Below are 19,687 nucleotides of genomic sequence, written 5' to 3'. Positions count from 1 at the left end.
CCGCCCCCTTCGTTCGAGACCAGATCGCGGCCGATGGCCGTGCACCAGCCGGAGGCATGATCCCGATGAACGACCGCCGCCCCTTCCTGCTTCGCGGAGCGGATCTTCTCGTCTCCACGCTGGTCGATTGCGGGGTGACCCGGATCTTCAGCCTGTCGGGCAACCAGATCATGCCGCTCTACGACGCCTGTCTGGGCTCCGGGATCGAGATCGTCCATGTGCGTCACGAGGCGGCCGCCGTTTTCATGGCCGAGGGCTGGGCGCAGCTTACGGGCGAAGTGGGCGTGGCGCTGGTCACGGCGGGCCCGGGGGCTGCCAATGCGGTGGGGCCGCTGATGAGCGCGCGCCAGTCCGAGACGCCGCTGCTGCTCCTTAGCGGGGACTCGCCCCGGGCGCAGGACGGGATGGGGGCGTTCCAGACCCTCGATCAGGTGGCCGCGACCGCGCCCTTCACCAAACATTCCGCGCGCGTGGGCTCGGTGCCGACGCTGGCGCACGAGCTCAGGGCGGCGCTGACGCTGGCCCGGGCGGGGCGGCCGGGGCCGGTGCATCTGGCGCTGCCGCAGGATCTTCTGACCCAGCGCGCCGAGGGTGTGCCGAGCAGCAGCCGGACCGCAGCCGCCACGGTGCCGGCCAGCGAGCGCGAGACCGCGAGGCTCGCGGCCGAGATCGCGGAAGCGCGCCGCCCGCTGATCGTGACGAGCGGCCTCTTCAGCCCGACCCGCGGCGGCGATCTGGCCCGCAGGCTCGGTCAGAGGCTCGCCGTTCCGGTCGTGGCGCTGGAGAGCCCGCGCGGCCTGCGCGATCCGGCCCAGCCCGGCCTGCGGCAGCGGATGGCCGAGGCGGATCTCGTGATCTCGCTCGGCAAGTCCGTCGATTACATGCTCGACTTCGGTCGGGCCACCTCCGCGGACTGCGGCTGGATCGTGGTCGAGCCCGAGGACGGGGCGGGCGAAGAGGCCGTCCGCAACCTCGGCCCGAAGCTGCGCCGCCTGATCGCGGCTGATCCGCGGGCGCTGGCGCAGGGGCTGGCGGACCTGCCCGAGGCCGGCTGCGACGCGGCGCGCCGCGACTGGTGCGCCCGCTTCGGACGGCGGCCCGCGCCGCCCGCACCGGATGAGACGCCGGGGCCGATCGATTCCGGGCTGCTCTGCGCCACCCTGTCCGACGTTCTGGGCGCGGACGGGGGCGAGACGATCCTCGTCTCGGACGGCGGCGAGTTCGGCCAGTGGGCGCAGGCCCTCGTGCAGGCCGACCGACGGCTCATCAACGGGCCCGCAGGCGGGATCGGCGGGGCGCTCGGGCATGCGGTGGCGGCAAGCCTCGCCTGCCCCGAGGCCCGTATCGCGGTCGCCAGCGGGGATGGCAGCATCGGCTTTCATCTGGCAGAACTCGAGACGGCGGTGCGCGCGGGCGCGGCCTTCGTGGTGGTGATCGGCAACGACCGCCGCTGGAATGCCGAGCATCTGCTGCAGCTTCGCGAATTCGGCCCCGACCGCGTCCATGGATGCGAGCTTTCGGGCGCCCGTTACGATCTGGTCGCCGCGGCCCTCGGGGGCACGGGCGCCCATGTGACATGCCGGTCCGAGCTTCGGGGCGCCCTGCGGCGCGCCTTCGCCGCCGGCGGAGTGGTTCTGGTGAATGTGGAGATCGAGGGCCGCGCAGCCCCTTCCGGAGAGGAGCCGGAAGCGGCGGAGACGGCGCAGCCCGACGGATGATGGCCAGGGGTGCGCGCTTCGGCGCGCCGGCCGAGCAAACGGGAGGAAACATGACACACAGCGAGCCCTTGCTGTCGGTCCGGGGGGTCACGATCCAGTACAAGACCCCTCAGCATCTGATCACGGCCACCTATCGGGTCGATTTCGACGTGCATCAGGGGGATCGCTTCATCCTTCTCGGGCCGTCGGGCTGCGGCAAGTCCACGCTGCAGAAGGCGGTGGGCGGCTATATCACGCCCTGCGAGGGCGAGATCCGGCTGAAGGGCCAGAAGGTCAAGGAGCCCGGCCCCGACCGGATGATGGTGTTTCAGGAGTTCGACCAGCTTCTGCCGTGGAAGACGGTGAAGCAGAACGTGGCCTTCGCGCTTCAGACCGCGAAACGGCTCTCGCGTGCCGAGGCCGAAGAGCGGGCGATGCATTACGTCTGCAAGGTCGGCCTCGAGAAATTCGCCAACAGCCATCCCCACATGCTGTCGGGCGGCATGAAGCAGCGCGTGGCCATCGCGCGCGGCATGGCGATGGAGCCCGACATCCTGCTGATGGACGAGCCCTTCGCCGCCCTCGATGCGCTCACACGGCGGCGGATGCAGGACGAGCTGCTGGCCCTCTGGGAGGAGACGCATTTCACCGTCCTCTTCGTCACCCACTCGATCGCCGAGGCGATCAAGATCGGCAACCGCATCCTGCTGCTCTCGCCCCACCCCGGCCGGGTGAAGGCCGAGATCAACAGCACCACCGACCCCATCGAGGCGGCGCGGCTGGAGAAGCGCATCCACGAGATGCTGTTCGTGAACGAGCCGGACGAGGAGGAGGCCGAGCATGCTTAATATGACCGCGACCATGCCGCGCGACGCGGGCCCCGCCACGCCCGTCCGGGCCGAGATCTACCACGACGACCGCGCCCCCACCTCGGAGGACGAGATCAGCGTCATTCAGGCGCGGCTGACCTGGGCCGAGGCGCTCTACAACGTGCCGGTGCTGCGCAAGGGGCTGATCCTCGTCGTCCTCGCCCTCGCCTGGGAGATCTACGGGCGCACGCTGAACAACGACCTGCTGTTCCCCTCCTTCTCGCAGACCATCGCGGCGCTCTGGGACAGCGTGCTGAACGGCGGACTGCTGATGCGGGCGCTCGCCTCGCTCAAGGTGCTGGTGACGGGCTATGCGGTGGGGATCCTGCTGGCCGCGGTGCTGACGGCGCTGGCCATCGCCTCGCGGATCGGGCGGGACTTCCTCGAGATCATGACCTCGATGTTCAACCCCCTGCCCGCCATCGCCCTTCTGCCGCTGGCGCTGATCTGGTTCGGGCTGGGCAACATGAGCCTCGTCTTCGTGCTGGTCCATTCGGTGACCTGGGCCATCGCGCTCAACACCCATTCGGGCTTCCTCGGCGTGAGCCGGACCCTGAAGATGGTGGGGCGCAACTACGGGCTGAAGGGATGGGGCTTCATCACCAAGATCCTGATCCCGGCGGCCTTCCCGAGCATCCTGACCGGCCTCAAGATCGGCTGGGCCTTCGCCTGGCGGACGCTGATCGCGGCCGAGCTCGTCTTCGGCGTGAGTTCGGGCTCGGGCGGTCTCGGCTGGTTCATCTTCGAGAACAAGAACCTGCTCGAGATCTCGAACGTCTTCGCCGGCCTTCTCACGGTCATCATCATCGGCCTCGTGGTCGAGAACCTGATCTTCGCCACTATCGAGAAGCGCACGATCCAGCGCTGGGGGGTGCAGCACTGACAGGGCGCCGGGGCGGGGAGGCCCCGGCACCCGTCCCTGCCACGGCCGCATCCGCAGGCCCGCAGGGACGGCGCGCGCGCAAGGGACCGGCCGCAGGGCCGGGCCCGGCCAGCAAAGCCGCGAAACGGCGGCACAGGGAGGACCATCCATGAAGATCCACAAGACACTGACGCCTTGGGCGGCGGCGCTTCTGCTCGCCTCGACGGCCTGGCCCGCGCTGGCCGAGGTCTCGACGGTGCGCTTGGCCAAGCAGTTCGGCATCGGTTACCTGCCGCTCACGCTGGTCGAGGAGCTGGACCTGCTCGAGAAGCACGCGGCCGCCTCGGGCCACGAGATCACGACCGAATGGCTGCGCTTCACCGGCGGCTCGGGGATGAACGAGGCGCTGCTGTCGGGCAACCTCGATCTGGCGGCGGGCGGCACGGGGCCGCTCTTCACCATCTGGGCCCGCACGCGCGAGAACCTGAAGATCAAGGGCGTGGCGGCGCTGGCCTCGATGCCGCTGCATCTGATGACCTCGAACCCCGAGGTGAAGTCGCTGGCCGACTTCAGCCAGGGCGACAAGATCGCCCTGCCCGCCGTCAAGACCTCGATCCAGGCCGTGACGCTGCAGATGGCCTCCAAACAGGCCTTCGGACCGGACAAGGCCACCGCGATGGATGCCTTCACCGTTTCGATGGGCCATCCCGACGCGCAGCTCGCGCTGACCGGCGGGCAGTCCGAAGTGACGGCGCATTTCGGCTCGCCGCCGTTCCAGAACCTCGAGGCCAAGGTCGAGGGCATCCACAAGGTGCTCGACAGCTACGACGTGCTCGGCGGCTCACACACCTTCACCGTCGTCTGGGCGGCCGACAAGTTCATCTCCGAGAACCCCGAGATCACCAAGGCCTTCATGGCGGCGCTCGAGGAGAGCATGGAGCTGATCAGCACCAACCCCGAGAAGGCGGCCGAGATCTGGATGGCGGCCGAGCGCAGCCCTCTGAGCCGGGAAGAGGTCGTGGCGCTGATCCGGGACGAGCAGACCGTCTGGACCACCACGCCGGAGCGGACCCTGCCCTACGTCGAGTTCCTGAGCGAGTCCGGCCTCATCAAGACCTCGGCCGAGGACTGGAGCGAGATCTTCTTCGACACGATGTCGGGCAAGGAGGGAAGCTGATGACCATGGATCTGCGCACCGGACTGGCCGCCCTCGCGCTCGCGGCGGGGCTTGCCCTGCCGGCCGCCCCGGCCCTCGCCGAAATGTCCGAGATCACCATCGCGCGCCAGCCGAGCATCGGGCACCTGCCGCTGATGATCATGCAGGAGCGGCGGCTGATCGAGACGATGGCCGAGGCCGAGGGGCTGGGCGAGGTGAAGGTGAATTACGCCACCTTCGCCGGCGGCTCGAACATGAACGACGCGCTTCTGTCGAACACGATCCAGTTCGCCGCGGGCGGCGTGCCGCCGCTGATCCTGCTCTGGTCGAAGACGGCCGGAACCTCGAACGAGGTGAAGGGCGTGGCGGCGATGAACTCGATGCCGCTCCTGATGAACGTCAACCGCGAGGACATCCGCTCGATCGAGGATTTCAAGCCGGGCGACAAGATCGCCCTGCCCTCGGTCAAGGTGTCGGTGCAGGCGATGGTGCTGCAGATGGCGGCGGCGAAGATCTGGGGCGACGAGAATTACGGCAAGCTCGACCCGCTGACCGTCTCGATGTCCCATCCCGACGGGCTCGCGGCGCTCCTCGCCAGGCAGGAGGTGACGGCCCATTTCACCGCGTCGCCCGCGCAGGACATGGCGCTGCGCGAGCCGGGCGTCCATACGGTGCTGAACTCGTTCGACGTGATGGGCGGGCCCGTGACCTTCAACGTCGTCTGGACGACCAAGGCCTTCCATGACGACAATCCGAAGCTCTTCGACATCTTCCGCCGCGCGCTGGCTCAGGCGGTCGAGGTGGTGAACGAGGATCCGGCCGAGGCGGTGCAGGTCTACCTCCGTCAGGCGGGCAATGCGACGGACCCCGAGCTTCTGGCCTCGATCCTCGCGGATCCTCAGGTCGACTATACCGTCGAGCCTTCGGGCATCGACAAGTATCTCGACTTCATGCGCCGGATCGGGACGGTGAAGGACAACGGCCAGCCGTGGGAGGCGATGTTCTTCGAATAGGCTCGCCCTGCCCGTCAAACCTGACGCGGCACCCGCCCGAAAGAGATCGCCCACCCGAAGAACACGGCCTTCCAGCCCCTTCCTGCGGTCAGGAGCGCTCCCTCCGGCTCGGGGCACCTTCATCCGCCATCGGCCCCCGTTCGGGGGCCGATGTGCGTTTCAAAGCACCCCCTCGGATCTTCTGTAAGTCTGACTTTCTATAACCGTCAGAATTTCTCGTTTTTTCTTCAGTTTGTCTTTCAATAAGCTGGGGAAGACGAAAGCGCGGAGGAAAGCGATGCTTGACGGCCCTCAGACCCTGTCCGTCTCGATCTGGCGCGGGACCGGCACGACCGGGGCGTTCCAAGGCTTCGAGGTGCCGCGGCAGGGCAGCCAGACCGTGCTCGACGTGGTGTCCTGGATCCAGCAGAACCTCGATCCGACGCTGACCTACCGCTATGCCTGCCGGGTCGGCATGTGCGGCTCCTGCGCCATGATGGTGAACGGGGTGCCGCGCTGGACCTGCCGGACCCATGTGAACAAGGTCGATCAGGGCGGTGCGCTCACCATCGGGCCGCTGCGCAACCTGCCGGTCATCAAGGATCTCGCGGCCGACATGGACCCGTTCTTCGAGAAATGGGTCAAGGCCGAAGGGCTCTTCCACCCCGCCCGCACGCGCCACGAGGAAGTGGCGCGGGTCGATCCCGCTTCCGAGGCGCGGCGCACCGCCGACCGGGCCATCGAATGCATCAACTGCTCGGTCTGCTATGCCGCCTGCGACACCGTGGCGGGCAACCCGGATTATCTCGGGCCCGCCGCCCTCAACCGCGCCTGGAGCGTGGTGAACGACGAGCGCGACGCGGGCCGGGCCGAGGTGCTGGCGGCCGTCTCGGTCTCGGGCGGCTGCCACAACTGCCACAGCCAGGGAAGCTGCACGCGCCACTGCCCGAACGAGCTTTCGCCGCTCGATTCCATCGCGGGCCTCAAGCGCGAGACGGCCCGCAGTTTCTGGCGCAAAGGACGCTGACCCATGCTCGATCTGCGACTCTACATGCTGCAACGGCTCTCGGCGCTGGTGATGGCGCCCCTCGTGCTGGGCCATCTGGCGCTGATGATCTACGCGGTGCAGGGCGGGATCAGCGCGGGCGAGATCCTTGCGCGGACGCAGGGCAGCCTCGGCTGGGCGCTCTATTACGGCCTTTTCCTCGTGGCGGCGGCGATCCATGCGGCCATCGGGCTGCGGGTGATCCTCGCCGAGACGCTGACGCTCCGCAACCGCCCGCTCCTCGACCTCTTCACCCTCGCGGTGGGTGCGGTCTTCCTGATCCTCGGCCTGCGCGCCCTTCATGCGGTGACGCTCGCATGATCTCGCTCGCCCACCGCTCGCACCCTCTGTGGCTCGCCTATCTCGTCCACCGCCTCTCGGGGCTCGGCCTCGCGCTGTTCCTGCCCGTGCATTTCTACATGCTGGCCATGGTGCTGACCGACCCCGAGGGGTTCGACAGCTTCGGACTCTGGACCCAGAACCCCCTGGTGAAGATGGCCGAGTTCGGCCTCGTCTTCCTCCTCGCCGCCCATTTCTTCGGCGGCCTCCGGCTTCTCGCGCTCGAGATGCTGCCCTGGAGCGGGCGGCAGAAGACGCTGGCCGCCGCCACCGTCGCCGGCGCCTTCCTCGTGGCCGCGACCTTCCTTCTGAGGGCGATCTGACATGCAGCACGACCGGCTGGAACGGCAGGAGACCGACATCCTGATCCTGGGCTCGGGCGGCGCGGGGCTCTTTGCCGCCCTCCACGCCCAGCAGAGCGCGCCCACGGGCACCCGGATCACCATTGCGGTGAAGGGGCTTCTCGGGAAATGCGGCTGCACGCGCATGGTGCAGGGCGGCTATAATGTGGCGCTCGGCGCGGGCGACACGGTCGAGCGGCACTTCATGGACACGATCCACGGCGGCAAGTGGCTGCCCGATCAGGACATGGCCTGGCGGCTCTGCCAGGAGGCGGTGACGCGGGTGCGCGAACTGGAGAACGAGGTCGGCTGTTTCTTCGACCGCAACCCGGACGGCACGCTGCACCACAAGGCCTTCGCGGGCCAGACCGCCGACCGGACTGTCCACAAGGGCGATCTGACCGGCATCGAGATCATCAACCGGCTGATGGAGCAGGTGCTCGCGCGTCCGATCGAGCGGCTGCAGGAGCATCGCGCCGTGGGCCTCATCCCGGCCGAGGGCGGCGGGGCGATCTCGGGCGTGCTCTTCATCGACATGCGCACGGGCCGCTTCCGCTTCGTGCGGGCGAAGAAGGTGCTGATGGCCACGGGCGGCGGGCCCACCATGTACAAGTATCACACGCCATCGGGCGACAAGACGATGGACGGGCTGTCGATGGCGCTGCGTCTGGGCCTGCCGCTCCGCGACATGGAGATGGTGCAGTTCCACCCGACCGGGCTACTCGCGGGGCCGGGCACGCGCATGACGGGCACCGTCCTCGAGGAAGGTCTGCGCGGCGCGGGCGGGCATCTGCTGAACGGGCACGGCCACCGCTTCATGTATGACCATGATGCGGCGGGCGAGCGGGCCACGCGCGACGTGGTCAGCCGCGGCATCTATGCCGAGATGCGCAAGAGCAACACCTCCGAGAACGGCGGCGTCTATATCTCGATGGCCCATCTCGGCCCCGACGATGTCCGCCGCCGCTTCAAGGGCATGGTCAAGCGCTGCGCCGACTGCGGCTTCGATCTGGCCGGCGGGCTGGTCGAGGTGGTGCCCACCGCGCATTACTTCATGGGCGGCGTCGTGGTGGATCCCGACACCCGCACCGAGATCGACGGGCTGCATGTCGCGGGCGAGGATGCGGGCGGCGCGCATGGCGCGAACCGGCTGGGCGGCAACGGTGTCGCCAACTCCACCGTCTTCGGCGGCATCGCGGGCGACGTGATGGGCGCCGAGGTGGCCTCGATCCGCCATCTGCGCCCCGCGGACGAGGCAGTGCTCGCGGCCGAGATCGACCGTGCCATGGCGCCGCTCTCGAAGCGGCCGGGCCAGGTGCAAGTGCTGCGCGAGGCGCTGCAGGAGGCCATGTGGGAGGATGTGGGGGTCCTGCGCACCGGCGCGGGCCTCGAGCGCGGCCTCACGCGGGTGGCGGCCATCGGCGCGGAACTGGCCGAGACCGGCGTCGATGGCGCGAACCTCGCCTTCAACCTCACCTGGCACGACTGGCTGAACATGCGCTCGCTCGTGGACATATCCGAGGCCATCGCCACGGCGGGCCTTGCGCGCGAGAATTCGCGCGGGGCGCATTACCGCGAGGATCACCCCGAGGCGGGCGATCTGGACGCCTCCTACTTCACGCAGGTGCGCCGGTCGGGCGACGAGCTGCCCGTCACGCGCGAGCCCGTGCGCTTCACCATCGTGCGGCCCGGCGAGACGATCCTGCCGGCCGATGAACCCACCACACTGGTAAAGGCAGCGGAATGATCTCACTCGATCTGATCCAGCGGACGGCCGAGCGGCTGATGGAAAAGGCCGCCATCGAAATTCCCGAAGATTATCTCGACGGGCTGAAGGCCACGGCGGCGGTCGAGGATGGCGACCTTTCCTCCTTCGTGCTGCAGGCCATGCTCGAGAATTACGAGGCGGCCAAGGAGGACCGCCGCGCGATGTGCGGCGACACGGGCTGTCCGCGCTGGTATGTGAAGATGGGCAACGAGGCGCATATCGAGGGCGGGCCCATCGCGCTCGAGGCGGCGCTGCGCCGTGCCACGGCGCGCGCCACGCATGACATCCCCCTGCGGCCGAACCGGGTCCATCCGCTCTGGCGGACCGACCACGACAACAATGTGGGCATCGGCGCGCCCGAAATCGAATATGGCTTCGAGCCGGGCGGCGACTGGATCGACCTCATCACCGTGCACAAGGGCGGGCTCTTCGGCACCGATTACCGGATGCTCTTCCCCTCGGACGGGATCCAGGGGATCCGGCGCTTCTTCCTCGACAGCCTCGTGGCCTTCGGCAAGCGCGGCCTCGCCTGCCAGCCCGCCATCATCGGCATCGGGCTCGGCGGGTCGAAGGATGCCTGCATGGTGCTGGGCAAGCGCGCGGCCTGCCTGCGCACCGTGGGCAGCCGCAACTCCGATCCGCGCATCGCGGCGCTCGAGGGCGAGCTGAAGGAACTCGGCAACTCGATCGGCATGGGCGCCATGGGCTTCGTGGGCAAGTCCATGGTGGTCGATTGCAACATCGAGGTGGGCTACTGCCACACGGGCGGGATGCAGATGAGCGTCCATGCCTTCTGCCTCTCCTCGCGCCGCGCCGTCGCGCGCCTCTGGGGGGACGGTCGCGTCGAATACCGCACCGACCCCGACTGGTTCACCGATTATCAACGCCGGGAGACAGTGGAATGGACCGTTCCGCAGGACCAAAACGAATTCGCCTGAGCACCACCCCCTCGCGGGAGGATCTGGCCCGGCTGCACATCGGCGATGTCGTGCATCTGGACGGGCTGATCTATACCGCGCGCGAGGGCGTCTACATGCGCGCCTGCGAGCAGGGTGACGCGCTGCCCATGGATCTGCCGCGCGAGAGCGCCGCGAACTTCCACTGCTCGCCCGCGGCAACGGTCGAGCCCGACGGCTCCTTCACCATGGGCGCGGTCACCGCCACCGCCTCGTTCCGCTTCAGCAAGTGGATCGGCGAGTGGTTCCGCCTGTCGGGCGCGAAGCTCATCATCGGCAAGGGCGGCATGACCTCGGCCGACTACCGCGAGCATTTCGTGCCGAACGGCGCGATCTACCTCACCACCGTGGGCTATGGCACGGGCGCGCTGCTCGGACGCGGCATCAAGCGGGTGAAGGCGCTCCACTGGCGCGAGGATCTGGGGCTCGCGCAGGCCATGTGGGTGCTCGAGGCCGAGAACATGGGCCCCTTCATCGTCGAGAGCGACCTCGAGGGCAACAGCCTCTTCGAGCGCGAGAACGAGCGCGTCTCGCAGAACCTCGCCCGCGTCTACGAGGGTACGAAGCCCGCCGTGCTGCGCCGCTTCGGCGAGACCGACGACCGCAGCGATGAATTGATCGGATGACGGTTCTCGCCCTCGCCTCGCCCGTGACGCTCCTCGTGCCGGGCCTTCTGTGCGCCGTCACGGTCGCGCTCGCCGCGACCTTCCTGTCGGAGCATTACGGCATCCCGGTGATGCTGATGGCGCTTCTGCTCGGGATGGCGCTGAACTTCCTGAGCGAGCCGGGCAGCCGCTGCCTTCCCGGCATCGAATTCGCCTCGAAGAAGCTCCTGCGCTTCGGGGTGGCGCTCCTCGGCCTCGGCATCACCGTGCAGCAGGTCATGGCTTCCGGCCCAGAGGTGCTCGCCATCGCCGTCTCGGGTGTGGCGGTGACGATCGGCTCGGGCCTGCTGCTCGCGCGCCTTCTGGGCCTGCCCCTGCAGATGGGCATCCTTGCCGGCGGCGCGGTGGGCATCTGCGGCGCCTCGGCGGCGCTCGCGATCTCCTCCGTCCTGCCCCGCCGCGAGGGGACGGAGCGCGCGACCGTCTTCACCGTGATCGGCGTGACGGCCCTGAGCACGGTCGCGATGATCCTCTATCCGATCCTGACCGAGCGGCTGGGGCTGGGCGACGTCGCGACAGGCGTCTTCTTCGGCGCCACGATCCACGATGTGGCGCAGGTGGTGGGCGCGGGCTATTCCGTCTCGCAGGAGGCGGGCGACACCGCCGTCTTCGTCAAGCTCTTGCGGGTGGCCCTGCTGATCCCGATCGTGACCGGCCTCTCGCTCGTCATGGGCACGGGCCGCGGCGGCGAGGGCGGCGCGCTTCCCATTCCGTTCTTCGTGCTGGGCTTCGCGGCGCTCGTCGTGCTGGGCTCGGCCGGTCTCGTGCCCGAAGAGGTGAAGGTCGCGCTCCTCTCCTTCTCGCGCTGGTGCCTCGTGGTGGCCATTGCCGCGCTCGGCACCAAGACCTCGCTCGGACGCCTCGCGGCGGTGGGCGGGCGGCCGATCCTGCTCATCTGCACGCTCACGCTTCTGCTCGCGCTCTATGCGCTCGGGCTCATCGGCCTTCTGTTCTGAGGAGACATCATGTTCGTCGACGAAAGAATCTACACCCTCCATGCCGGGCAGGTGCCGGTCTTCCTGAAGCTCTACGAAGAGGAGGGAATGGAGTGTCAGGTCCGCATCCTCGGGCGGATGGTGGGTTATTATTACACCGACTTCGGGCCGTTGAACCAGATCGTGCACATGTGGGGCTATGAGAGCCTCGACGAGCGGCACGAGCGCAGGAAGGCGCTGCAGGCCTCGCCCGAGTGGCAGTCCTACGCGCGCCAGATGCGCCCCCTGGTGGTGCGGGTCGAGAACAAGCTCCTGCTGCCCGCGCCCTTCCTCGAGGCGCAGCGCTGGCGCGAGCCTCAGGCCGCGGCCTGATCCGTCCCGCCGGCACGAAAAAGCCTGCCGCCCCGAAGGGCGGCAGGCTCGTTTTCTGAAGGCTTCAGTGCGCGGAGGCGGCCGCGGCCCCGATGCCCGTCTCGGAGCGGACCTGCTGCGCCACGAAGCCCGCCCGGTCCTGCCGTCCGCGCAGGCTGCGGTCGAGCGTCGAGAAGAGCCAGATCCCCACGAACCCCGCGGTCATCGAGAATAGCGCGGGCGAGGTATAGGGGAAGGGCGCCGAGCCCTTGTCATAGCCCAGCGTCGCCTCCCAGACCGAGGGCGAGAGCACGGTCAGCACCACCGACACGACGAGGCCGATGAAGCCGCCGATCACCACGCCCCGCGTCGTGCAGCCCTTCCACAGCACCGACAGAAACAGCACCGGGAAGTTGGCCGAAGCCGCGATGGCGAAGGCGAGCGAGACCATGAAGGCGATGTTCTGCTTCTCGAACACGATGCCCAGAGCCACCGCCAGCACGCCGAGCGCCAGCACCGTATAACGCGAGACCTTGAGTTCCGCGGCGCTGCCCGCCTTGTTCTTCTTGATGACCGTCGCATAGATGTCGTGCGACACGGCCGAAGCGCCGGCGAGCGTCAGGCCCGCCACCACCGCGAGGATCGTGGCGAAGGCCACCGCAGAGATGAAGCCGAGGAAGAGGTTGCCGCCCACGGCCTTGGCGAGATGGATCGCCGCCATGTTGCTGCCGCCCACCAGCGCGCCCGTCTCGTCGAGGAAGCCCGGGCTCGTCAGCACGAAGGTGATCGCGCCGAAGCCGATGATGAAGGTCAAGAGGTAGAAGTAGCCGATCCAGGTGGTCGCCCACATCACCGACTTCCGCGCCTCCTTGGCGTCCGGCACGGTGAAGAAGCGCATCAGGATGTGCGGCAGGCCCGCGGTCCCGAACATCAGCGCCATGCCGAAGGAGATGGCCGAGATCGGGTCGGTGATGAACTTGCCCGGCCCCATGATCGATTGTCCGGCCGCCGCCGCATCCTCGGGCGTGGTGCCCGGGGTCTGGGCCGCGATCTGCGCCTTCACCTCGACCGCTGCCGCGAAGAACCGCTCGAGGCTGAAGCCATACTGCATCATCACCATGACGGCCATGAAGGTGGCGCCGCCCAGAAGGAGGCAGGCCTTGATGATCTGCACCCAGGTCGTAGCCGTCATTCCGCCGAAGAGGACGTAGATCATCATGAGCCCGCCCACGATGACGACCGCCACCCAATATTCGAGCCCGAAGAGAAGCTTGATGAGCTGCCCCGCCCCCACCATCTGCGCGATGAGGTAAAAGGCCACCACGACGAGGGTCGAGGAAGCCGCGAACACGCGCACCGGCGTCTGGGCGAAGCGGAAGGCCGCCACGTCCGCGAAGGTGAACTGCCCGAGGTTCCGCAGCCGCTCGGCCATGAGGAAGGTCAGGATCGGCCAGCCCACGAGGAAACCGATGGAATAGATCAGCCCGTCGAAGCCCGAGGCCATCACGGCTGCCGAAATCCCGAGGAAGGAGGCCGCCGACATGTAGTCGCCCGCGATGGCGAGCCCGTTCTGAAAGCCGGTGATGCCGCCGCCCGCGGTGTAGAAGTCGGCGGCGGACTTGGTCTTGGCCGCGGCCCATTTGGTGATGAAGAGCGTGAAGACCACGAAGGCCGCGAACATGCCGATGGCGGTGAAGTTCGTGGCCTGCTTCTGGACCTCGCCCAGATCCGGGCCCGCGGCCAGCGCCAGCGTCGGCAGCAGGATCAGCGCGGCCATGGCCACTGCAAGGCGGCGCGAAGACGTGAGACGGCTCATTGGATCGCCCCCCGCCGGACCTTCTCGGTCAGATCGTCGAATTCGCGGTTGGCCCGCATCACATAGAAGGCGGTGATGACGACCGTGAAGACGATCACGCCGAAGCCCACCGGGATGCCCCAGGTGATGACGCCCGCGCCGATCCGCGTGGCCAGCACCTGCTTCTCGAAGGCGATCAGCAGGATGAAGCCGTAATAGACGAGCATCAGCGCCGCCGTCAGCCACCAGCCGAGGCGCGACCGGCGCGCCTTCAGCAGCCTGTAATTCGGATCGGCCAGGACCCGATCCACCAAGTTCGTTTTCATCCGTGACCCCTCTCGCTCCACCCGGTGCGCCACCATTTCTCATCGGGAAACGACCGGTCGGAGATCCCGCCCGGACGCTCCCCAGGGATCTCTCCGGACGAGCGTCCTCGGTCGCGGGCGCAATGCTGCTCCGCGGCGAAACGGCCCTGTCCGTTCTCCATCCCCCTTCACGCGGGCGCCGCAGGACCGGCACTTGGCCGAACGTCTGGGGCGCCCGTTCCCGGATCTGATAATTTGAAAAATGTTTACATACAATGATTTAGTTTGTGAATTTCTTTACAGGCAAGGATCCGCAAGCCTGAGCCGCTGGACCGCCGCGCGCAACGCCGCGCTGCGGCATTCCTGCATCCGCGAGAAGGATGACGGTGCGGAAGCCATTTCTCAGACGGCAGGCCCACTTAGAGACTGACGGCCTCAGGACACGAGGCCGCCACCGCAGAACCGCCGCCCGGTCGCGAGGACGGACTCCTCCGGCGTCCGCGGCGCGGGAAGCGTCCGGGAGAGCGCCACCAGACGCCTTGGAACGCGATATCGGAGAAGACGACTGCGCCCGTCCGGCCGCAGGATTCGCAGGGCGCGCTCCGACAGGGCGGTGTCCGGCCTGAAGCCTCGTCTGGGACGCCCGCTTTCCGTCTCTGCGGACGTCCGGCTAGAGCTTGCGCAGCCGGTCCGAAAGCCGCACCACCCCGCTCTGCTCGATCGAACAGAGCACCCCGCGCAGCCGCAGCGGCGGATGGCCCTCGGCCACGATCCAGTCCTTCGCCGCCCGCCCGTAGCGGACCTTCCACTTCACGCAGCCGTCGTTGAAGACATCCGAGACCCTGAGCACGGCAGTGCCCGCCTGCAGAAGACTGCCCGTGGGCAGGTTGGCCTCGCTCATGTCGAGATCGGCCACGATCGTGTCGCCGGGATGCGGCGTGCCGGTGCGGTCGCGCCAGACGAGGTCGCAGACCCGGGTGGGCAGGATCGAGACCTGAATGCGCGGATCCGGCGAGCCGTCCGGGAGGGTGAGCCACGGATGCTTGCGCCACCGCTCGCCCGGCACGCCGCAGCCGCGGGTCAGGAGGAGCCGGTCGGGGAAGCTCCGGGCATTGAAGCGGGCCCGCCAGCAGAGGCTCGCGATCGGCGCGTCGGTCTTCGGCGCCGCCAGAACATGCGGAAAGGCCGCGGCAAGCTCCTCGGCGGTGACCGGGGCGGCGGCAGGCGAAGCGGCGGGGGCGGCAGAGGTCAAGTCTGGCTCCGATCCTGAGGCAGGCGAGAGGGTGCGGTCACGTCCAGCGATAGAGGCACGGGCCCTCCCGCGCCAGAGCCGATGCGCAGGCCCCGGCGCGCCTGCGCGGCGGGTCGCTCCGGCAGGGCGGCACGCGCCTTTGGGAACGGGACGGCGCGCCTCCGGTTCCTTCGGGACGCATCCCCGGGAGTGGCCATCGACCGACCACGCTTCCCCCCCCGGCGCCGGCATCCTCCCCGGCCTCGGCGGCTTCTTCGACGGCATCGTGCCGCACCGGATCCTGCAATGGCATCACATGGCGACGAGTGCCGGCTATCCGCCGCACAGCGTCGAGAACCTCCAGCTCAACACGCAGCTCGACAGGCTTTTCCACACGGCCACCTATCTCTGCCTGCTGGGAGGGCTCGTCCTTCTCTGGCGGGCAGCCCGACGGCCGCACGCGCTCTGGCCCGCGCCTTCCCCGGCACGGTCGTCATGGGGTTCGGCCTCTTCAGCCTCCGCGAAAGGGGTCGCGAGCCACCAGGTCCTCGGGATCACCGTGTGACCGAGACGGTCCCGCGGAGCCAGTGGACCCAGCGGGACATGGCCTTCCCGATCCCGGCCACGGCGATGCGCGTCGGCGGCCGGAGGCTCTGGCGCAAACGGAGAGCAAGGAGCCCATGACATCGCAACCAGGTCCCCCACGATCCGGCGCCGGCAGACGCGAGATCCGGGAACGAAGCGTCGCCCGAGCTTCGCTCAACCACAGGGGCCTTGCCTGAGGCAGGAGGGACTGCTGGCACCTCGAGCACGGCGCGATAGCCGCGGAACCTCTCCCTTTCTCCGCGTCCGACAGGAACTCACATCGACAGGAGGCGCTCCCGGCATCAGAGTGACCCCGGCCGCGTCAGAGCGTCACCCGCGGCTCGGCCAGCCCGCGGAGACCCGGCCGCAGGAGGTAGGGCAGGCCCTCGCCCGGGCCCGGATCCTCCATCCCTTCCGTCGCCGTCGTCACGAGGAGCCGGTCGAACTCCGGCCCGCCGAAGGCCGGGCAGGAGGGTTGCCGCCCGCCGACGGCAAGCCGGTGCGTCTGCCGCCCCCGCGCATCGAACCGCAGCACCGCCCCCGCCCCCCAGGCGGCGCAGCAGAAGCCGCCTTCGGCGTCGATCACCGCCCCATCGGGATTGAGCCCCTCGTCCGCGAGATCGAGGAAGAGCTCCCGCTCGCCCACGGGCCAGCCCTCGGCATCGAGCCGCTGGGTCCAGACCAGCTGCCGGTCCGTGTCGGAGTAATAGGCCGTCCGGCCGTCGGGCGAGAAGCAGATCGCGTTGGGGATGGTGAGGCCCTCCACCAGCCGCTCAATGCGTCCACGGTGGTAGCGGTAGAGGCTGCCCGCCCCGGACTGGGCTTCCTTGCCCATCGTGCCGAACCAGAACCCGCCCTGCCGGTCGGCGCGCCCGTCGTTCGAGCGCGTCTCGGGCCGATCCGCCTCGACCGCCAGCAGCGGGTCGAGCGTGCGCCTCTGCAGATCGAGGACCGCGAGCCCCGTCTCCGTGGCGACGAGCAGCCGGTCGCGGTCGATCCAGCCCGCCGCCGTGACCGCCCGGTCGAAGGTCCAGGCCGCACCTCCCTCACCCAGCAGGCGCCGTCCGAGGATGTCGAACCAGAGGAACTGCTGCCGCTCGGGATGCCAGAGCGGCCCCTCGCCCAGGCCGCAGACGCGGGGATCGAACACTTCCCAGCTCATGCCGCACCTGTGGCAGGCAGCACCCGGGACGGGACCTCGCACGTCCCTCTCATCGCGATGGCTGGATAAAGCGGCATGTCGGTCGGCATGTGGTCCTCCGGGATGTCGAGGGGCAACCGGACCATATAGGCCGGCGCGCTCGCAGGGACACGGCTCGGAGCCCCTGCCTGCACGCGCGTCCCTCGGGCCGAACCTCCGCACCAACGCGTCGAGAAATCTGGACGGTTCGGTCATTCGACACGGCCGGCCAGATCAAGACTCCCGAATTGCGGCTGGTCTTTGCGCGGACCGCGATGGCCGGGAAGACCCTTCGTGCGGTAGTCCTGAGGTCGGCCTCGAGAACCTGAACGTTCGCCGTCTCGCCTTGCCGGGGCAGCCCAGTTTGCCCGCCTTCCCGCGCCAGCCGCATGCGGTCCGGTCCGCGATCATGGATGACGCGCCGACCGTGGCTCGGGAGAAATCCCGGATCACGCGCCCCTGCCTCCCGCACATCGACGAGACGTCGCTTCGGCCGCCGGCGACCTGTCCCGTGCAGCGGGGGGCTAGACCGAACCACACTGATCGCGATGCGACAGGGAGGCTGCGGACAGGAGACTGCCGGCCGGGGAACCGCCGCGCCGCGCGGCGGGTTCTCCGACCACCAATCTCAGGGGAGTCGCATGGCGCGTGTCGCGATCGTCGGAACCGGGCCCACGGGCATCTACACCTTCTTCAACCTCATCCAGACCGACCCCTCGCATCACATCACCCTGTTCGAACGGGGCGAGAAGGCGGGCATCGGCCTGCCCTACTCACCCGAGGCGGCCAGCAAATCCATGCTGGCCAATATCGCAAGCATCGAGATCCCGCCCATCGAGGCCACCTATCTGGATTGGTTGAAGGGTCAGCCGGACGCGAAGCTCCGCGCCTACGGCCTTGACCGGGCCGAGCTGGATGACCGCCAGTTCACGCCGCGTCTGCTGCTGGGAGAGTATTTCCGCGATCAGCTGCTGTCTCTGCTGGATCGTCACCGCGCCCGCACCGAGGTGCTCGAGACTACCGAGGTTACGGACGTCATCGCGCGCAACGATGCCCTGTTCCTGCGCGCGGCCGAGCGCGAGTTCGGCCCGTTCGACCGTGTGATCCTCGCCACCGGACATGTGTTTCCCGACGCGGATGAAGCGACCCGCAGCTATTTCCCCAGCCCGTGGTCCGGCCTGATCCAGGCGGAGGTTCCGCCGGTGTCCGTGGGCATCATGGGCACCTCGCTCAGTTCCATCGACGCGGCGATGGCGGTGGCAAACCAGCACGGCCGGTTTCGCCGGCACGGTGAGGAGCTGACCTTCGAACCAGCGACCGAGGGCCTGCATCTGACCCTGATGTCCTGGTCCGGCGTGCTGCCCGAGGCCGATTTCTGGTGCCCGATCCCCTACGAACCCCTGCAGGTGATGACCGACGACGCGGTGGCACAGTGCGCCGCGCAGGCGGACCCGCTGGATCGGGTCTTCGCGCTGTTGCAGGAGGAGATCGCGCAAGCCGACCCTGCCTATGCCGACCGGATCGGGCTGGCCACGCTGACCGCCGACACCTTCGGCGATGCCTATTTCGCGGCGCGCGAGGCGCAGGATCCCTTCCGCTGGGCCCGCAGGAATCTGGAGGAGGTCGAACACAACAAGGCGCACCAGATCACCGTCCCCTGGCGATATGCCCTGCTGCGGATGCACGAGAAGGTGGAAACGCTGGTGCCGCATCTGGGCGATGCGGATCGCAAGCGGTTCGATGGCGGGCTGAAGAAGGTCTTCGTCGACAATTACGCCGCCGTGCCCTCCGAATCCATCCGACGCCTTCTGGCGCTCCGGGATGCCGGGCTGTTGTCGGTTCTGGCGCTCGGCGAAGATTACGAGCTGAAGCGCGAGCCCGACCGCACGGTGATCCACGCCAAGGGAAAGACGCATGTGTTTCCGGTATTCATCGACGCACGAGGCCAGAAGCCGATGGAAAGCAGGGATATGCCCTTCCCGAGCCTGCGGCGGGCGCTGATGGGATCGAAACAGGACATCCCCGAGCTGGACGCCGACTTCGCCCTCGTCGGCGTTCCCGACTATGACCGTCACGCGCACCTGGCCGCGATCCCCTACCTGATGCACGATCGGCCCTTCGTCCAAGGCATCACCGCCAGCGCCGAAATCGGCGCCACGATTGCCCGCGGGATCTCTCAGGCCGTGGGCGACCGTGCTGCCCAGGGCGGTCGGAGATCTTCCGCTCCTGTCGTGGCGACCGGCTGAAGATGGTCTGGGACGGCAGACACAGGCTCAGCCGCTTGCGGTGGAGACTGCAGATCTGAGGATCCGCAGGGCCGGGCGCGAGGAGCATTGCGCCAGAACCTTGCTCCTGAAGGATCCACACTGCGAGGCCGTCTCGTCAGGGCGCTCATGTCTCACGGTGCATCCCGGGAGGGGGCTCCGAGACGTCGGTCCCCCGGGTTCAGTCAGACTGCTGAATATCGCCCGGGGTCGCTTCGGCCGGATCCTGCATGCGGCACCCTTCGCGCGCCATGCGGCGGCGCAGTCGCCCTCCCCTCATCCTCGGAAGGATACTCCCGCCGGATCGCCTCCGCCCCGTGCCTAGGCGCCCCTCGGCGCAATTGCCCGCGG

General features: G+C 68.5%; 19 protein-coding genes. 15 read left to right on the top strand and 4 right to left on the bottom strand.

Annotated elements, in window-relative coordinates:
* The first annotated feature begins 65 nt into the window (after positions 1-65).
* The 13 genes from RSP_RS16430 (at position 66) to RSP_RS16370 (ending at position 11,997) form a co-directional block, all read left to right on the top strand.
* Positions 66-1,718, top strand: coding sequence for a thiamine pyrophosphate-binding protein (locus RSP_RS16430; RefSeq protein ID WP_011339087.1), 1,653 nt, complete (start codon positions 66-68; stop codon positions 1,716-1,718).
* A 50-nt stretch (positions 1,719-1,768) separates the two neighbouring features.
* On the top strand, positions 1,769-2,545 hold the full coding sequence (locus tag RSP_RS16425; protein ID WP_002723689.1) for an ABC transporter ATP-binding protein: 777 nt from the start codon (positions 1,769-1,771) through the stop codon (positions 2,543-2,545).
* Positions 2,538-3,449, top strand: coding sequence for an ABC transporter permease (locus RSP_RS16420; RefSeq protein ID WP_011339085.1), 912 nt, complete (start codon positions 2,538-2,540; stop codon positions 3,447-3,449). Before RSP_RS16425 ends, RSP_RS16420 begins: the two co-directional genes overlap by 8 nt.
* Before the next feature lie 148 nt (positions 3,450-3,597).
* Positions 3,598-4,605: an ABC transporter substrate-binding protein gene (locus tag RSP_RS16415; protein ID WP_011339084.1), complete on the top strand. Its 1,008-nt coding sequence runs from the start codon at positions 3,598-3,600 to the stop codon at positions 4,603-4,605.
* Positions 4,605-5,597: an ABC transporter substrate-binding protein gene (locus RSP_RS16410; RefSeq protein WP_011339083.1), complete on the top strand. Its 993-nt coding sequence runs from the start codon at positions 4,605-4,607 to the stop codon at positions 5,595-5,597. The genes RSP_RS16415 and RSP_RS16410 overlap by 1 nt, the downstream gene beginning before the upstream one ends.
* Positions 5,598-5,874: 277 nt before the next feature.
* On the top strand, positions 5,875-6,603 hold the full coding sequence (locus RSP_RS16405; RefSeq protein ID WP_002723682.1) for a succinate dehydrogenase/fumarate reductase iron-sulfur subunit: 729 nt from the start codon (positions 5,875-5,877) through the stop codon (positions 6,601-6,603).
* A 3-nt stretch (positions 6,604-6,606) separates the two neighbouring features.
* Entirely contained in the window at positions 6,607-6,942 is a 336-nt protein-coding gene (locus RSP_RS16400) for a succinate dehydrogenase (RefSeq protein WP_002723680.1), read from the top strand.
* On the top strand, positions 6,939-7,283 hold the full coding sequence (sdhC, locus tag RSP_RS16395; protein WP_011339082.1) for a succinate dehydrogenase, cytochrome b556 subunit: 345 nt from the start codon (positions 6,939-6,941) through the stop codon (positions 7,281-7,283). The genes RSP_RS16400 and sdhC overlap by 4 nt, the downstream gene beginning before the upstream one ends.
* Before the next feature lies 1 nt (position 7,284).
* A complete protein-coding gene (locus tag RSP_RS16390) occupies positions 7,285-9,048 on the top strand; it encodes an L-aspartate oxidase (protein ID WP_011339081.1) in 1,764 nt (587 codons plus the stop codon).
* Positions 9,045-10,007, top strand: coding sequence for a fumarate hydratase (locus RSP_RS16385; RefSeq protein ID WP_011339080.1), 963 nt, complete (start codon positions 9,045-9,047; stop codon positions 10,005-10,007). The genes RSP_RS16390 and RSP_RS16385 overlap by 4 nt, the downstream gene beginning before the upstream one ends.
* Positions 9,971-10,651, top strand: coding sequence for a fumarate hydratase C-terminal domain-containing protein (locus RSP_RS16380; protein WP_011339079.1), 681 nt, complete (start codon positions 9,971-9,973; stop codon positions 10,649-10,651). The genes RSP_RS16385 and RSP_RS16380 overlap by 37 nt, the downstream gene beginning before the upstream one ends.
* On the top strand, positions 10,648-11,646 hold the full coding sequence (locus tag RSP_RS16375) for a YeiH family protein (protein WP_011339078.1): 999 nt from the start codon (positions 10,648-10,650) through the stop codon (positions 11,644-11,646). The genes RSP_RS16380 and RSP_RS16375 overlap by 4 nt, the downstream gene beginning before the upstream one ends.
* 9 nt (positions 11,647-11,655) lie before the next feature.
* Positions 11,656-11,997: an NIPSNAP family protein gene (locus tag RSP_RS16370; RefSeq protein WP_002723669.1), complete on the top strand. Its 342-nt coding sequence runs from the start codon at positions 11,656-11,658 to the stop codon at positions 11,995-11,997.
* A gap of 64 nt (positions 11,998-12,061) precedes the next feature.
* Here the strand turns inward: RSP_RS16370 and RSP_RS16365 are convergent, their stop codons facing one another.
* The 3 genes from RSP_RS16365 to RSP_RS16355 form a co-directional block, all read right to left on the bottom strand.
* Positions 12,062-13,792, bottom strand: a complete 1,731-nt coding sequence (locus RSP_RS16365) for a cation acetate symporter (protein ID WP_011339077.1) — start codon at positions 13,790-13,792, stop codon at positions 12,062-12,064.
* Positions 13,789-14,097: a DUF485 domain-containing protein gene (locus RSP_RS16360; RefSeq protein ID WP_011339076.1), complete on the bottom strand. Its 309-nt coding sequence runs from the start codon at positions 14,095-14,097 to the stop codon at positions 13,789-13,791. The genes RSP_RS16365 and RSP_RS16360 overlap by 4 nt, the downstream gene beginning before the upstream one ends.
* A 649-nt stretch (positions 14,098-14,746) precedes the next feature.
* Positions 14,747-15,328, bottom strand: a complete 582-nt coding sequence (locus RSP_RS16355; RefSeq protein WP_011339075.1) for a hypothetical protein — start codon at positions 15,326-15,328, stop codon at positions 14,747-14,749.
* A gap of 295 nt (positions 15,329-15,623) precedes the next feature.
* Here RSP_RS16355 and RSP_RS22670 point away from each other — a divergent pair, with 295 nt between their 5' ends.
* Positions 15,624-15,872, top strand: coding sequence for a DUF2243 domain-containing protein (locus RSP_RS22670; RefSeq protein ID WP_235896956.1), 249 nt, complete (start codon positions 15,624-15,626; stop codon positions 15,870-15,872).
* A gap of 342 nt (positions 15,873-16,214) precedes the next feature.
* Here the strand turns inward: RSP_RS22670 and RSP_RS16345 are convergent, their stop codons facing one another.
* Complete coding sequence (locus RSP_RS16345) at positions 16,215-17,054, bottom strand: SMP-30/gluconolactonase/LRE family protein (protein ID WP_011339073.1); 840 nt, start codon at positions 17,052-17,054, stop codon at positions 16,215-16,217.
* Positions 17,055-17,713: 659 nt separating this feature from the next.
* Between RSP_RS16345 and RSP_RS16340 the strand changes: the two genes are divergently transcribed.
* The gene (locus RSP_RS16340) at positions 17,714-19,318 is read left to right on the top strand and encodes an FAD-NAD(P)-binding protein (protein ID WP_011339072.1); all 1,605 of its coding nucleotides are present in this window, start codon (positions 17,714-17,716) and stop codon (positions 19,316-19,318) included.
* Positions 19,319-19,687: the final 369 nt, after the last annotated feature.

This window comes from Cereibacter sphaeroides 2.4.1 (assembly GCF_000012905.2).
Classification (GTDB): Bacteria; Pseudomonadota; Alphaproteobacteria; order Rhodobacterales; family Rhodobacteraceae; genus Cereibacter_A; species Cereibacter_A sphaeroides.
This window is presented reverse-complemented; position numbering and strand designations above follow the sequence as displayed.

Excerpts from the sequence above, each read along its gene's own strand:
- RSP_RS16430 (WP_011339087.1), top strand. The coding sequence starts at position 66 with ATGAACGACCGCCGCCCCTTCCTGCTTCGCGGAGCGGATCTTCTCGTC.
- RSP_RS16425 (WP_002723689.1), top strand. The coding sequence starts at position 1,769 with ATGACACACAGCGAGCCCTTGCTGTCGGTCCGGGGGGTCACGATCCAG.
- RSP_RS16420 (WP_011339085.1), top strand. The coding sequence starts at position 2,538 with ATGCTTAATATGACCGCGACCATGCCGCGCGACGCGGGCCCCGCCACG.
- RSP_RS16415 (WP_011339084.1), top strand. The coding sequence starts at position 3,598 with ATGAAGATCCACAAGACACTGACGCCTTGGGCGGCGGCGCTTCTGCTC.
- RSP_RS16410 (WP_011339083.1), top strand. The coding sequence starts at position 4,605 with ATGACCATGGATCTGCGCACCGGACTGGCCGCCCTCGCGCTCGCGGCG.
- RSP_RS16405 (WP_002723682.1), top strand. The coding sequence starts at position 5,875 with ATGCTTGACGGCCCTCAGACCCTGTCCGTCTCGATCTGGCGCGGGACC.
- RSP_RS16400 (WP_002723680.1), top strand. The coding sequence starts at position 6,607 with ATGCTCGATCTGCGACTCTACATGCTGCAACGGCTCTCGGCGCTGGTG.
- sdhC (WP_011339082.1), top strand. The coding sequence starts at position 6,939 with ATGATCTCGCTCGCCCACCGCTCGCACCCTCTGTGGCTCGCCTATCTC.
- RSP_RS16390 (WP_011339081.1), top strand. The coding sequence starts at position 7,285 with ATGCAGCACGACCGGCTGGAACGGCAGGAGACCGACATCCTGATCCTG.
- RSP_RS16385 (WP_011339080.1), top strand. The coding sequence starts at position 9,045 with ATGATCTCACTCGATCTGATCCAGCGGACGGCCGAGCGGCTGATGGAA.
- RSP_RS16380 (WP_011339079.1), top strand. The coding sequence starts at position 9,971 with ATGGACCGTTCCGCAGGACCAAAACGAATTCGCCTGAGCACCACCCCC.
- RSP_RS16375 (WP_011339078.1), top strand. The coding sequence starts at position 10,648 with ATGACGGTTCTCGCCCTCGCCTCGCCCGTGACGCTCCTCGTGCCGGGC.
- RSP_RS16370 (WP_002723669.1), top strand. The coding sequence starts at position 11,656 with ATGTTCGTCGACGAAAGAATCTACACCCTCCATGCCGGGCAGGTGCCG.
- RSP_RS16365 (WP_011339077.1), bottom strand. The coding sequence starts at position 13,792 with ATGAGCCGTCTCACGTCTTCGCGCCGCCTTGCAGTGGCCATGGCCGCG.
- RSP_RS16360 (WP_011339076.1), bottom strand. The coding sequence starts at position 14,097 with ATGAAAACGAACTTGGTGGATCGGGTCCTGGCCGATCCGAATTACAGG.
- RSP_RS22670 (WP_235896956.1), top strand. The coding sequence starts at position 15,624 with ATGGCGACGAGTGCCGGCTATCCGCCGCACAGCGTCGAGAACCTCCAG.
- RSP_RS16345 (WP_011339073.1), bottom strand. The coding sequence starts at position 17,054 with ATGAGCTGGGAAGTGTTCGATCCCCGCGTCTGCGGCCTGGGCGAGGGG.
- RSP_RS16340 (WP_011339072.1), top strand. The coding sequence starts at position 17,714 with ATGGCGCGTGTCGCGATCGTCGGAACCGGGCCCACGGGCATCTACACC.